The organism is Arthrobacter sp. ZGTC131, assembly GCF_002929275.1.
In the GTDB taxonomy this organism is placed as follows: domain Bacteria; phylum Actinomycetota; class Actinomycetes; order Actinomycetales; family Micrococcaceae; genus Arthrobacter.
Genome location: NZ_PJIK01000020.1, coordinates 12,882 through 24,727, shown reverse-complemented (window position 1 = coordinate 24,727; position 11,846 = coordinate 12,882). Strand labels below are relative to the sequence as shown.

The window sequence follows — 11,846 nt, the reverse complement described above, 5'->3', positions numbered from 1 at the left end:
CTCGTTGGTGCGGACCGGTGTGACGGTACGGGCCCGTCATGAACCGGGAACAACGGGCGGCTTAACGCGGCCGGGCAGTTGCCTGTGCGGGTGTCTGCTCCGGCGGCGTCGGCCCTTTCTTGCCCATTGACTTCGGACAGAGGAGGGCTAACGTTGAACTACGTCAACATGGATCTGTTGTACGCACGTGCGCTGAGGGGGCGGCGGCGCAATTGCAGATTGTTCGCACACACAGGCCTCGGTCGGCAACCCGAAACTCCCTCAAGCTGGTTCACGCCAGCGCCCTCATGTCTTGATTCCAGGTCTCACCCTAGCCCCAGGTGCCGTCCCATGACCGCTAATTTCGTCACCGCCTTTGCCGTCAAGTCCTTCGATGTCCCCGACAAGAAGCGTTACCCGGACAAGGCCGAAGTGGACCTTGTCAGCGTGAACGACTATTCCGTTGCGCGGCTCATCCTTGCCCCCGGCTGGCGGTGGTCCGAGTGCTCCAAACCCACCGAAAAGACACCGTTCTGCCAGCACAACCACCTCGGCTTCTGCGTGTCCGGGGTGATGGAGGTCGAAACGCCGGAAGGTGTCCGCTCGTCGATCCACGCCAACGACACGTACGCCATCCCGCCGGGCCACAATGAATGGGTGGTGGGTTCCGAGCCGTTCGTAGCCGTGGAGTTCCTGGGCGCGGCGTCGTTCGGACGGCCCGTCAGCCGCGGCCAGCACGCCAAGATCTGACCACTCCGGGATCTGACCCACACCGAGGCGTGCCCAGGGCGGGAGCGGTCAGCCTGTGGACCCAGGGTCGCCCCGTGACGGCCGGGCTCGGCTTCGCGCAGCACTTCCCGGGTGACCGGTGCGATCTTGCCCTCGCCCAGGAACAGGAACCGCAGCAGGTTCACCCTCGGATTTCCCTCTGTCCGCCTCGGGGCACCATGTACGTCGCAACGCCCGACTGACCCGCTAACATGATCGGGCGTGCACCATCGCTCAAGATGCGATCGTCGGCAACATGACGTCGGCGAAAAGGGAGACCACCATGACAGCGAGTTCGATCATCGAGTACATCGACGGGTACGACGTTGATGTACGGCATCGACTGCTGACTGTGTACGAACTGATCCGGTCGGCCGTGCCCGATGAAGCGGTGGAATCGATCAGTTGGCGTATGCCGACCTTCAAACTTGGCACCGAGCCGTTGTTCTTCTTCACCGGAACAAAACGCCACATCGGGTTCTATCCGACTCCAGACGCGATCGCGCATTTCTCGACAGAGCTGGCCGCATATGGAACCACCGAGCACGCTATCCAGCTGCGCCATGATGCCCCGCTCCCGACCGAGCTCATCCGCGAGATAATCGCGTGGCGGTTACAGCAGCTGCCTTCAGACAGGGTTTGAGCCAGTCGCCTCGGCGCACCGCACCGTTCCGCCGTCGGCTAGCTGAGTAACTCGTCCCACACGACCATCCCTTAGCGGGCACTTTCTCGGGCATCCAGCTGCACTCGAGCGACACCTGGCGCGCACGGATAACTGCGCTCTCACGAGGCCAAAAGTCAGCACGGCGGCGCTTCACGCCGACAAAATACCGGTGCAGTGCCTTCCCGCGGTGCGCGTGCGGCAGGTGTTGGCACAGTGGCGGGGAAGGGCTAACGTCACAGCCAGGAGGCCCGCTTCAATGAAGGAGTCGCTGCCATGACCATCGTCGACAACGCGGTGTATGTGGCGGGCCGTCGGACGGCGGACCCGGAGGGCCTGGAGGAAACGTACTTCCTGCTGCGGCAGCGCCAGGGGATGGCATGGATCGGGCTCTACCGGCCGGATGCGCGGGAGCTTCGCTCCGTGGCTGACGAGTTTAGCCTGAGCCCGCTGGCCGTCGAGGATGCCCTGACCGGGCATCAGCGGGCGAAAGTCGAGCACTACGGTGACACCCTCTTTCTGGTGCTGCGCCCCGCCCGTTATCTTGACGACGTTGAAAAGGTGGAGTTCGGCGAGATCCACGTCTTCGTTGGACCCGACTTCGTGGTTACCGTCCGCCACGCCGAGTCTCCGAACCTGGCCAGGGTCCGCCGGCGCATGGAGTCCCAGCCGGAGTTCCTCGCCCTTGGCCCCGATGCAGTGCTGTACGCCATCCTCGATCAGGTGGTGGACGAATATGAGCCCGTGGCAGCCGGGCTCGAGAACGACATTGATGAAATTGAGGACGGCCTCTTCGGCGCAGACCCGGAGGTATCCCGCCGGATCTACGAGCTCTCCCGCCAGGTCATCACCGTGCAGCGAGCCACAGGGCCCCTCGCCGGCATCCTCCAGTCGCTGATGGCGGGAACTCCGGATCACCATCCCGACCAGGAGTTGCAAGACCACCTCAGGGATGTCCTGGACCACGTCCTGCGGCTAAATGACAGGATCGCATCCTTTCGGGCCCTGCTGCAGAATGCGCTCGCGGTTAATGCGGCGCTCGTGGCCCAACGGCAGAACGATGAAATGCGCCGCCTCACCGAATCCAGCATTGCCCAGAGCGAGCAGGTCAAAAGGATTTCGTCCTGGGCGGCCATCCTGTTCGCACCAACGCTCATCGGAACGATCTACGGCATGAACTTCCGCAGCATGCCCGAACTTGACTGGATCTTCGGCTATCCCATGGCACTGGGGCTCATGGCGGGCATGGGACTGATCCTGTACGCCACCTTCAAGCGCAACAACTGGATCTAGCTCGGCGGGCACGGAGGCGCTGCGGTCAACGCCCAATTTGGGTGGGCGGCCGGCCGAACTGGCACGAGCTCCAAGGTTTTCTGAAGCCGACCGGCGAAAGATAGGCATGTTCCATCCTCAGTGCGGCGGTGGCACAGATTTCCGAGTCCGGGCAGGCGGTACAAAGGCGTCCGGGTTAGCCCTCGGGATCTGCTCTCCGGGGGATTGGCAGGCCTGCGGCCCTTCGGCCGCAGGCCTGCCTTTTTATCCACATGACCGGAAATCTGGAGAAGACAATGACGTCTCGCAGGGAATTACTCAGGCTGGGTTTGGTGGGGGCAGCAGCAGCGTCAGGGGTGGCGGCAAGCGGTGATGAGTCGGCGCCAGGCAGCTCGCTTATCACCAGAAGTCAGCTGGCGCCTGCAAACATGCCGGTTCCTTACAGGGCGCTCTTCCGCCGCCCTCCGGAGCTGGTGCCGTACCAGACCGGCTTCGACGGCGGTGATCCGGCGCGGCCGTTCGCGCGCTTTGCCCTCACGCAGAAACTGGGCCAGGCTCAGTTCGTGCCGGGCCTGTCGACCACCGTGGCCGGGTACAACGGGATCTTTCCCGGCCCCACCATCCGTGTCCCGCAGGGCACGCGGGCGGAGGTGCGGATCCGCAACGCGCTCCCGTCCACGGCTCTGCTCCACCCCGGAACCTTCAAGACCGTTACGCACCTGCACGGTTCGGCGTCGTTGCCGCAGTATGACGGATACGCCAATGACTCCACTGCCCCGGGAAAATTCAAGAACTACCACTATCCGAACTGGCAGAACGCCCGGACGCTCTGGTACCACGACCACAACCATCTCGTCACGGCTCAGGGCGTGTACTCGGGCCTGGCGGGCCTTTACCCGCTGTCTGACCGGTTTGAGCGGGCGCAGCTGCCACAGGGAGAGTTCGATGTTCCGCTGATCATTTCGGATGCGCTGTTCAAGGCCGACGGCTCGCTCGGTTACAACGACTACGGCCACGACGGGTTGTGGGGCGACATCATTCTGGTGAACGGCGTGCCCTGGCCCGTCATGAAGGTCAAGCCCCGGATCTACCGCTTCCGGGTGCTCGTCGCCTCCATCACGCGCTCCTACCGGCCGGCACTCTCCAATGGGGAACCGGTGCACGTGGTGGCCACCGACGGCGGCATGGTGCCGAAGGTCCAGGCCATCTCCTCCTGGCGCCAGGGAACGGCCGAGCGCTATGAAGTCCTCATTGACTTCCGCAAATACCGCGCCGGCCAGACCGTGGACCTGCGGAACCTGACCAATAAGAACAACCTGGACTTCCCTGATACGAACAAGATCATGCGGTTTCAGGTGGTGGCGGATTCCGGCTCCTCCGCCGGCACCATCAGTTCAATCCCGGTGACGCTGGACGACGGCGGCACCCCCGGCGCCTCCCGTGGCAGCATCCCAACGATGAACCTGACTCCGGCCATGGCCGTGGCCAAGCGAGTGCTGCGCGTGAAACGGCAGGGCGGCGAGTGGACCATCAACGAAGAGACCTGGGAGGACGTGGAAAGATCCGGCTTCACCCGGTGCTTTGCAACCCCGCGGCGCAACAGCGTTGAACAGTGGACCATCGTCAACGAATCCGGCGGCTGGTTCCATCCCGTGCACATCCACCTCATCGACGCCAAGATCATTGCCCGGAACACGAACGGGGGCAGGGCATTCGCCTGGGAGACCGGCCCGAAGGATGTCTTCTACACCGGGGAAAACGAGTCCGTTACGCTGCTCATGCAGTTCGACACCGGCCCCGATTCGCCCGGGGGACGCTACATGATGCACTGCCACAATCTGGTGCACGAGGACCACGACATGATGGTGCAGTTCTCGGTCGGCGACCTGCGGAACAACGACCCCATTACCTCGGACCCGCCGAAGCCGGACACCACGCCGCTGGGCGCCTTCCCCGCGGTCTACCGCCCGGGTTTCGCCGCGGGGACCTGACATGAATGGGCCGCCAAGCGCAGGATTACACCGGTTTTTCCCCAAGAGCCGAAGGTTCGCCGAAGATTTGGGACAGCTTGGGGTCGGCCCGTGACGGCTGAAAATACACTGGAACTAGCCAGATTCCGGCTTCCGCGTACCGCATCTCACGCCCGAAGGAACCCCAAAATTCGTTATCTGCCTGCCCTCCAACCTGCCCTGGCAGCGCTGCTGCTGACCGCTTTGGCCGTCACCAACGCCGGGGTGGCCACCGGCACCGCATCGCCGGCCGCCACGGACTCCGAGTTAGCGGCGCCCGCGGGCGCAACCGCCCGGTACCTGGTGCGGTACGCCGCCGGCACCGACGTCCCCTCTGAGGTGCGGAACCTGCGGTCCCGGAAAATCGCCGTCGGACGCACCTTCTCCAAGGCGCTGCGCGGCGCCGTGGTGACGGCGACGCCAGCCCAGGCCGCGGAACTGCGGCGCTCGGCGCAGGTGGCCGCCGTCGAGATCGATGCTCGGGTGACAACAGCAGAGACCCAGCAACCCGCACCGTGGGGGCTGGACCGCATCGACCAGCGTGCGCTGCCGCTGTCCGGCTCCTTCACCTCGGCCTCTTCGGGTGCGGGGGTGAGCGCATACGTGATCGACTCCGGCGTGCTGGCTGCGCACACGGAATTCGGCGGGCGCGTTGCCGCAGGGTGGACTTCGGTGGCGGACGGCCTGGGAACGGGCGACTGCAACGGCCACGGCACGCACGTCGCCGGCACCATCGCCGGGAAGACCTACGGAGTGGCCAAGGCGGCCACCATCGTCCCTGTGCGCGTCCTGGACTGCGCCGGGTCCGGCTTCAACTCGGACGTGGTTGCAGGCCTGGAGTGGGTGGCATCGCAGCATCAGGCCGGAACGCCTGCCGTTGCCAACCTGAGTCTCGGCAGCGTCGCCAGCGCAACGGTCGATGCGGCCGTGCAGGGCCTCGTCAACGACGGCGTCACCGTGGCGGTCGCCGCCGGAAACACAGCCAGCGACGCCTGCAACAGTTCCCCGGCCCGGGTGCCGGACGCCCTGACTGTCGCGGCGAGCGACTCCTCGGACAGGCAGGCCGCGTTCTCCAACTTCGGACGCTGCGTTGACCTATACGCTCCGGGCGTGGGCATCACGTCCGCAGGCTCCGGTTCGACGACGGCGACGGCCTCGATGAGCGGAACGTCCATGGCGGCGCCGCATGTGGCCGGCGCCGCTGCCGCAATGCTGTCGAGGTCGCCGGAGCTCACCCCTGCCGCCGTGGCGTCCAAGATGGTGTCCGCTTCCACCCCCGGCGCGGTCACCGCGTCCGGCACCGGCACGCCGAACCGCCTGCTGTATTCGGACCCGTCCGCCGCAATCCTCACGGCTCCGGTGGTGACAGGCCACAGCCCGTCCGCCAATGCCGCCGGTGCGGCTGTGGCAGGCAGCGTGACAGCCACGTTCAGCAGAAACGTCCAGGGCGTGAGCGGCTCCACCCTCGTCCTGAAGAACGCCGCCGGCACCACGGTCCCGGCCACGGTCACGTACGACGCCGCAACGCGGACCGCGACGCTCAAACCGGCGTCCCTCCTGGCCGCAGCCCAGAAATACACCGCGACTCTGACAGGCGGGACAGCAGCCATCCGTGACACAGCCGGTACGCCGCTGGTCACCACCGGCTGGAGCTTCACCACGGCCGTGGCCCCCACGCTGACTGCCCGGGGGCCCGCCGCGAACGCCACCGGCGTGGCAGCCGGAAGCAACGTCACCGCGACGTTCAGCAGTGCGGTCCAGGGCCTGGGCACCAGCACTTTCGTTCTGAACAGCCCCAGCGGAGCGGTGGTCCCCGCTGCTGTCAGCTACAACGCCGCCACCCGGACGGCAACGCTGGATCCGGCGTCTCCCCTCGCCAACGACACCAAGTACACGACCACCCTGATCGGCGGGGCTGCTGCCGTCCGCGACGCCGCAGGCACCCCGCTGGCCACCACCAGCTGGACGTTCACCACCGGCCCGGCGCCGGTCATCACGGCCGTGACCCCGCGGCCGGGAGCGTCCTTGGTGAGGCGTTCGAACAACGTCGCGGTGACGTTCAGCGAGGCCATCCAGGGCGCAGGCACCGGCACCGTAACGCTTAAGGCCACAGCCACCGGCGCGAAGGTGGCCGCCACCGTTTCACGCTACGGAACCACCAACCAGTGGATCCTCAACCCCTCCGCAACGCTCGCCGCCCGGACCAGCTACACCGTGACCGTCACCGGCGGCACGGCTGCCATCCGCGACCTCGCCGGAAACGGCCTGACTTCCTACAGCTGGACCTTCACGACCGGTTCCCTCTGACCGGTTCTCCCGGGCACAACAGGCCTTCGCAGACAGAGGCCGACGGCGGCACTTTCGCGCCGCCGTCGGCCTCCGTTCAGCTAATTGTGTGACGAGTCAGCCTGAAGGGGCCGAAACTGTCAGTGGCCGCGGCCGAAATCGACCTTGCCATCAGCGTGGTCATGCTTGGTTACCGTGCGGGAGTACTTGCCGTTCTTGTCTTCGTACTTGATCTTGACGACATGGAACACATGTTCCTTGTCACCCTTGCGGCCCTTGTCCTTGACCTCAGCCTTGGTGTGCTTGTCTGCGTACTTGACATCCTTGATCTTGTCGTGCCGGTGCTTGATCAATTCCCACTTACCGTTGTTCTTCTTTTGGAAGATCCAATGCTCGAACTTCACATCGGTTTTCTTGTCGCACCAGACTTTGAACTCGAACTTTACGTCCGCCTTGTTCTTCGAGTACCTGCCATATTCTTTGTGATCTACCTTCTTGGCTTTGACATTGCACTCGACCTTTTTGTAGTCGTAGGCCGCGGCTGACGCCGGTCCTGCCACCGCAACGGAACCTCCAATGAGGCTCAGGGATGCCACTGATACCAAGGCGAGGCGGGCAGCCAAGGGGCGACGCTGGCAAGTTGGCGAAGTGCTAAACATAGGTTTCTCCTGACTAGCGATGCACATATCTGTGTATGCTGGGCAGCGCCGGCCGATCACGTTGCGCGTGGAGACCTATCAACCACACGTCTGTCCGCTTATGATCGTCCACCCGCATGAGCAGGTGGGCTGGGCGCCGGATCCGTTTTCAAGGCATGTCCTTGGATCCGGTACGTGACTATCATACGCCTCGGGTCTGGTTTGGAGCCATTTTTTCCACCGATTTTGGTTGTAGGACGTCGGTACAGCGGAGGACGGCCGACGGCGGCCGGAACCGCCGGAATGGCAGCGGCACCAAGCGCGTTGTGGACGGCATGAAACGTATTGGCTTCCTGTCCTTCGGCCACTGGGGCCCTGTGCGGGGTTCGCACACCAGGACGGCGCGCGATGCGCTGCTGCAGGGCATTGATCTGGCCGTGGCGGCCGAGGAGATCGGGATTGACGGTGCGTTCTTCAGGGTGCACCACTTTGCCCGCCAGCAGGCTTCGCCGTTCCCGCTGCTCGCTGCCGTCGCCGCACGCACCAGCCGGGTTGAAATGGGCACCGCGGTGGTGGACATGCGCTACGAGAACCCGCTGTACATGGCCGAGGAAGCAGCCGCGACGGACCTCATCAGCGGCGGCAGGCTCCAGCTTGGAATCAGCCGGGGCTCACCCGAGCCCGCCAGGAACGGCGCGGCCGCGTTCGGCCACGTGCCGCGCGACGGGGAGACGGACGCGGACATGGCCCGCCGGCACGCCGAGGAGTTCCGCCGGGCCGTGGCGGGGGCCGGCCTCGTGGAAGCCGATCCCCGGTACGCCGGCGGAGCCACCGGCCTGCTGCCCATTCAGCCCCGCTCGGAGGGGCTGGAACAGCGGATCTGGTGGGGTGCCGGAACGCGAAGCACCGCCGTCTGGGCGGCAGAGCAGGGCATGAACCTGATGAGCTCAACCCTGCTGACGGAGGACACCGGAGTGCCGTTCGACCAACTCCAGGCCGAGCAGATCGCGATGTTCCGGGAGGCCTGGAAGGAAGCCGGCCACAGCCATGATCCGCGGGTTTCGGTCAGCCGCAGCGTCCTGCCCCTCACCGACGACGAGGACCGGCAGTACTTCGGGCTCAGCGCCCTGCGCGAGAGCCGGGACCAGGTGGGGGCCCTCGACGGCGCCCTGGCTCGCTTCGGCAAGAGCTACATCGGCGAACCCGACGCCGTCGCCGCCGGCCTCGCCGCCGACGCCGCTGTGCAGGCCGCTGACACCGTTCTGGTCACCGTCCCCAACCAGCTGGGAGTGGAGTACAACGCCAAACTGCTGGGCAACATCGCCCGGTACGTCGCTCCGGCCCTCGGATGGGAACCGGCGCCGGGCAGGCCCGAAGTGCGGCACGGCTAGCCTGGCACGCTATGGGCGTGCATAGACTGGAGCTCGCGCGGCTCGGCCCACAGACCGGGCTGGGCTGATTGCAGCGACGGTAGGCGTAAGCCTGCAGCGCAGGCCGGCAGCCGCCCAGCGGATGAACGGCGTTCCCGAGTGAAAGGCAGTGGCATGACTGACAGCAACCGCAACGGAGAAGAGCCCAGTGACCTTCGGGGCCCCGGCGACCCGGACGCCGTCGAGGCCCGGCAACCGAAGCCCGAGGCAGGCACGGCGCACAACATCCGCGAGGAACAGCTTACCCAGGCCGGCGGCACGGTGCCGGCGAGCTATGTGGGCAGCGGCGCCCCGGACGCCAGCCACAAACCGGAAGAAGCCGCGGAAGACTCCGGCATGTGGGACGCGGAGGACCGCTAGGCACGCCGCCCCGGGCGGGCGCTTCGAGGCGGCCGGCTTCAGCCCCAGCGAATGATCCGGTCTGCCCGGTGGCGGGTGGCTTCGATGAGCCGTGCATTGGCTTCGTCGGACCCCGAGGCCCATGCCTCGGCGGCGGGCCGGTCCATGCCGAAGAGCATGTGCCGTTCCACGAGCCGGGACAGGCGAAGCTCCCGGGGAGTGTCAACAAACCAGACTTCGTCCAGCTGTGACCTCACCTGCTGCCATTGGGGACCGTCGGCCAGCAGGTAATTTCCCTCGGTGATGATCAGCGGCACCCCGGCCGGCACGGCAATCGAGGCGGCCACAGGCTCGTCGATGGAGCGGCGGAAGTCCGGCGCGTAGACAACTTCCTCGTCCCGCAGCGCGAGGCGCCGCAGCAGCGAGACATAACCACCGACGTCGAACGTGTCCGGAGCGCCCTTGCGCTGCTTCAGCGGCGTGCCGTCAATGATGGCGTTCCCGAGATGAAATCCGTCCATGGGGACCACAAGGGCCGATCCTGGACCCAGGGCTTCCGCCAGGCAGGCCGCGAACGTGGACTTTCCGGAGCCGGGCGCGCCCGCCACACCGAGCAGGATGCGGCGCCCGGCGGCCAGATTGCTGCGCAATCCGGCTATGGCCTGCTGAATGTCGGGGGATTCGAAAGCCCGGACCGCCATTGTCCTGAGGTCGCGCACTGTCATGGAAGCATCCTAGGCCAGTGCGCGGGTGGTCTGGTTCAGCGGAAGTTCAGTCCAGCGAACTTCAGTCCAGCGGAATGGTGACGGTGACCGCGGTGCCAGTTCCGGGCGCAGAGTCGATGGCCACTGTCCCGCCGGCCTCCTCCACCGCAACGGACATGGAGTGGAGCCCGGCACCATGGCCGCTACCGCGGCCACGCACCTGGGCGGACGGCTCCGCCGCCCGGCTGGTGCCGTTCGCGAAACCGGTGCCGTTGTCAGCTACGGTGAGGCGGATCCCGTGGAAGACAGCGGAGAGCCGGACCGTCACATCGGTGGCATGCGCGTGCTTGAACGTGTTGCTCAGGGCCTCCTGCGCGGTCCGATAGAGCAGCGAGGCACAGCTGGACGAGATTTCGAGGCCGTGGTGGGGCGTCTCCCAGTGCACGCACATTCCCTGCCGGCGCAACGGTGCCGTTAGCCTGTCGATGCATCCGGCAAGCCCGAGACGGTGGAAGTCCACGGGCTGCGGATCAGTGATGACGCCGCCGGCGTCGGTGACCGCTTCGAGAGTTGCTGCCGTGGTCATGGCTTCCCCCGCTTCCTGGCTGCTCTTGCATGCTTTCCCCGGAGGATCGCTCCCTCCACGGGCTGATGCACTTAAGAGTGGCGCGGGCGGATCAGGCTTACCGCGGCTTTTCCTCAGGATCCGATCAAGGTTCCCGCACGTAAGCCGACCCGGCGGACCGGACCACGGCGGACTACTAGGCCACAGACGAGGGTTGAAGTGCTTGGCGCGGGTACATAACGGCGTCGGCTGCGTCCAGGACTTCCAGCGCAGTCATGTGCGCCGCGGCGGCCACGTCGCGGATCGGTTTGCCGTGGGTCACGGCCGCCGCAACCGCGGATTGTAGGGTAATTGCCGCAGGTTCGTGCTCTGCGCTGGCGGATTCCAGCGTGGCCACGGCTGCCTCCACCGCGCGGATGTCGTCATCGTCCATTGGTGTACTCCCATCTCTGCTTCATTGCAGCAACGCCAGCGACGCCGGGTCTGGTTGTCCCGTAGTTGCGGACGTCTTGTTCATAGCAACAATAGGACAGACAAGTCTGTCTCTGCCAGTCCCAAGGTAGACTAATTCCCTAATGAGTGCACCTGATGCAACCGGGGACGCCTTGCTGCCTAATGAGGTGCGGACCGGCCATAGCGAACCAGTGGACCGGATACTGGCCACTGCCTACGAGCTGTTCTCCCGCCGCGGTGTCCGCGACGTCGGGATCAACGAGCTGATAGATCGCTCCGGTGTGGCCAAATCTACGTTCTACCGTCACTTTCCCTCCAAGGATGCGCTGGTTCTTGCCTTCCTGGCGGTCCGCGACCAGGTGTGGACGGTGGACCTCATCGTTTCCGAAGCCAGACGTCGCGGATCCACGCCCGAGGAGCGGCTGCTGGCCGTTTTTGACGTGTTCGGGGACTGGTTCCAACGCGACGATTTCGAGGCCTGCACGTTCATCAATGTCCTCCTTGAGATGGGGCCGGAGCATCCGCTCGGGGAAGCCAGCATCGGCTACCTCGCCAGGATCCGCGGACACATCAAGGCGCTCGCCGAAGAAGCCGGCCTCCAGCGCACCGACGACTTTGCCCGGTCCTGGCACATTTTGATGAAGGGCTCCATCATCTCGGCCGCGGAAGGGGATTTCCTGGCCTCCAAGCGCGCCCAGCAGATGGCCGGTTGGCTGATCGAGCACCACCGGAACTAGGGTTA

Annotated in this window: 12 protein-coding genes; 8 read left to right on the top strand and 4 right to left on the bottom strand. The window is 65.5% G+C overall.

From position 1 onward, the window contains the following. Nucleotides 1–330 precede the first annotated feature (330 nt). From CXQ90_RS19315 to CXQ90_RS19295, 5 genes are all read left to right on the top strand, one after another. Nucleotides 331–729: a cupin domain-containing protein gene (locus tag CXQ90_RS19315; protein WP_104140969.1), complete on the top strand. Its 399-nt coding sequence runs from the start codon at nucleotides 331–333 to the stop codon at nucleotides 727–729. A gap of 274 nt (nucleotides 730–1,003) precedes the next feature. Then, nucleotides 1,004–1,390, top strand: coding sequence for an iron chaperone (locus CXQ90_RS19310; protein WP_258064613.1), 387 nt, complete (start codon nucleotides 1,004–1,006; stop codon nucleotides 1,388–1,390). A 294-nt stretch (nucleotides 1,391–1,684) separates the two neighbouring features. Then, nucleotides 1,685–2,701: a magnesium and cobalt transport protein CorA gene (locus tag CXQ90_RS19305; protein ID WP_104140968.1), complete on the top strand. Its 1,017-nt coding sequence runs from the start codon at nucleotides 1,685–1,687 to the stop codon at nucleotides 2,699–2,701. Between the two features lie 407 nt (nucleotides 2,702–3,108). Beyond that, complete coding sequence (locus tag CXQ90_RS19300; protein WP_258064611.1) at nucleotides 3,109–4,671, top strand: multicopper oxidase family protein; 1,563 nt, start codon at nucleotides 3,109–3,111, stop codon at nucleotides 4,669–4,671. A gap of 222 nt (nucleotides 4,672–4,893) precedes the next feature. Continuing rightward, the gene (locus CXQ90_RS19295; protein ID WP_258064610.1) at nucleotides 4,894–6,996 is read left to right on the top strand and encodes an Ig-like domain-containing protein; all 2,103 of its coding nucleotides are present in this window, start codon (nucleotides 4,894–4,896) and stop codon (nucleotides 6,994–6,996) included. 119 nt (nucleotides 6,997–7,115) lie between these two features. On the opposite strand, the gene CXQ90_RS19290 is transcribed toward CXQ90_RS19295, so the two are convergent. Then, nucleotides 7,116–7,598, bottom strand: a complete 483-nt coding sequence (locus tag CXQ90_RS19290) for a hypothetical protein (protein ID WP_146068939.1) — start codon at nucleotides 7,596–7,598, stop codon at nucleotides 7,116–7,118. Nucleotides 7,599–7,948: 350 nt separating this feature from the next. Between CXQ90_RS19290 and CXQ90_RS19285 the strand changes: the two genes are divergently transcribed. Both CXQ90_RS19285 and CXQ90_RS19280 read left to right on the top strand, forming a co-directional pair. Continuing rightward, the gene (locus CXQ90_RS19285) at nucleotides 7,949–9,004 is read left to right on the top strand and encodes an LLM class flavin-dependent oxidoreductase (RefSeq protein WP_104141004.1); all 1,056 of its coding nucleotides are present in this window, start codon (nucleotides 7,949–7,951) and stop codon (nucleotides 9,002–9,004) included. A gap of 153 nt (nucleotides 9,005–9,157) precedes the next feature. Then, nucleotides 9,158–9,403 (top strand): hypothetical protein, encoded by a 246-nt coding sequence (locus CXQ90_RS19280; protein ID WP_104140965.1) that lies wholly within the window; start codon nucleotides 9,158–9,160, stop codon nucleotides 9,401–9,403. A gap of 38 nt (nucleotides 9,404–9,441) precedes the next feature. Here CXQ90_RS19280 and CXQ90_RS19275 read toward each other — a convergent pair whose 3' ends face one another. The 3 genes from CXQ90_RS19275 to CXQ90_RS19265 all read right to left on the bottom strand — a co-directional run bounded on the left by CXQ90_RS19275 (nucleotide 9,442) and on the right by CXQ90_RS19265 (nucleotide 11,084). After that, nucleotides 9,442–10,107, bottom strand: a complete 666-nt coding sequence (locus tag CXQ90_RS19275) for a nucleoside/nucleotide kinase family protein (protein ID WP_104140964.1) — start codon at nucleotides 10,105–10,107, stop codon at nucleotides 9,442–9,444. A 61-nt stretch (nucleotides 10,108–10,168) separates the two neighbouring features. After that, nucleotides 10,169–10,672 carry a sensor histidine kinase gene (locus tag CXQ90_RS19270; protein ID WP_104140963.1) on the bottom strand — a complete coding sequence of 168 codons (504 nt, stop codon included), beginning with the start codon at nucleotides 10,670–10,672 and terminating at the stop codon, nucleotides 10,169–10,171. A 175-nt stretch (nucleotides 10,673–10,847) separates the two neighbouring features. After that, the gene (locus tag CXQ90_RS19265; protein WP_104140962.1) at nucleotides 10,848–11,084 is read right to left on the bottom strand and encodes a hypothetical protein; all 237 of its coding nucleotides are present in this window, start codon (nucleotides 11,082–11,084) and stop codon (nucleotides 10,848–10,850) included. Nucleotides 11,085–11,226: 142 nt separating this feature from the next. Between CXQ90_RS19265 and CXQ90_RS19260 the strand changes: the two genes are divergently transcribed. Next, nucleotides 11,227–11,841 carry a TetR/AcrR family transcriptional regulator gene (locus tag CXQ90_RS19260; protein ID WP_104140961.1) on the top strand — a complete coding sequence of 205 codons (615 nt, stop codon included), beginning with the start codon at nucleotides 11,227–11,229 and terminating at the stop codon, nucleotides 11,839–11,841. Nucleotides 11,842–11,846 lie beyond the last annotated feature (5 nt).

Excerpts from the sequence above, each read along its gene's own strand:
- CXQ90_RS19315 (WP_104140969.1), top strand. The coding sequence starts at position 331 with ATGACCGCTAATTTCGTCACCGCCTTTGCCGTCAAGTCCTTCGATGTC.
- CXQ90_RS19310 (WP_258064613.1), top strand. The coding sequence starts at position 1,004 with ATGACGTCGGCGAAAAGGGAGACCACCATGACAGCGAGTTCGATCATC.
- CXQ90_RS19305 (WP_104140968.1), top strand. The coding sequence starts at position 1,685 with ATGACCATCGTCGACAACGCGGTGTATGTGGCGGGCCGTCGGACGGCG.
- CXQ90_RS19300 (WP_258064611.1), top strand. The coding sequence starts at position 3,109 with ATGCCGGTTCCTTACAGGGCGCTCTTCCGCCGCCCTCCGGAGCTGGTG.
- CXQ90_RS19285 (WP_104141004.1), top strand. The coding sequence starts at position 7,949 with ATGAAACGTATTGGCTTCCTGTCCTTCGGCCACTGGGGCCCTGTGCGG.
- CXQ90_RS19280 (WP_104140965.1), top strand. The coding sequence starts at position 9,158 with ATGACTGACAGCAACCGCAACGGAGAAGAGCCCAGTGACCTTCGGGGC.
- CXQ90_RS19275 (WP_104140964.1), bottom strand. The coding sequence starts at position 10,107 with ATGACAGTGCGCGACCTCAGGACAATGGCGGTCCGGGCTTTCGAATCC.
- CXQ90_RS19270 (WP_104140963.1), bottom strand. The coding sequence starts at position 10,672 with ATGACCACGGCAGCAACTCTCGAAGCGGTCACCGACGCCGGCGGCGTC.
- CXQ90_RS19265 (WP_104140962.1), bottom strand. The coding sequence starts at position 11,084 with ATGGACGATGACGACATCCGCGCGGTGGAGGCAGCCGTGGCCACGCTG.
- CXQ90_RS19260 (WP_104140961.1), top strand. The coding sequence starts at position 11,227 with ATGAGTGCACCTGATGCAACCGGGGACGCCTTGCTGCCTAATGAGGTG.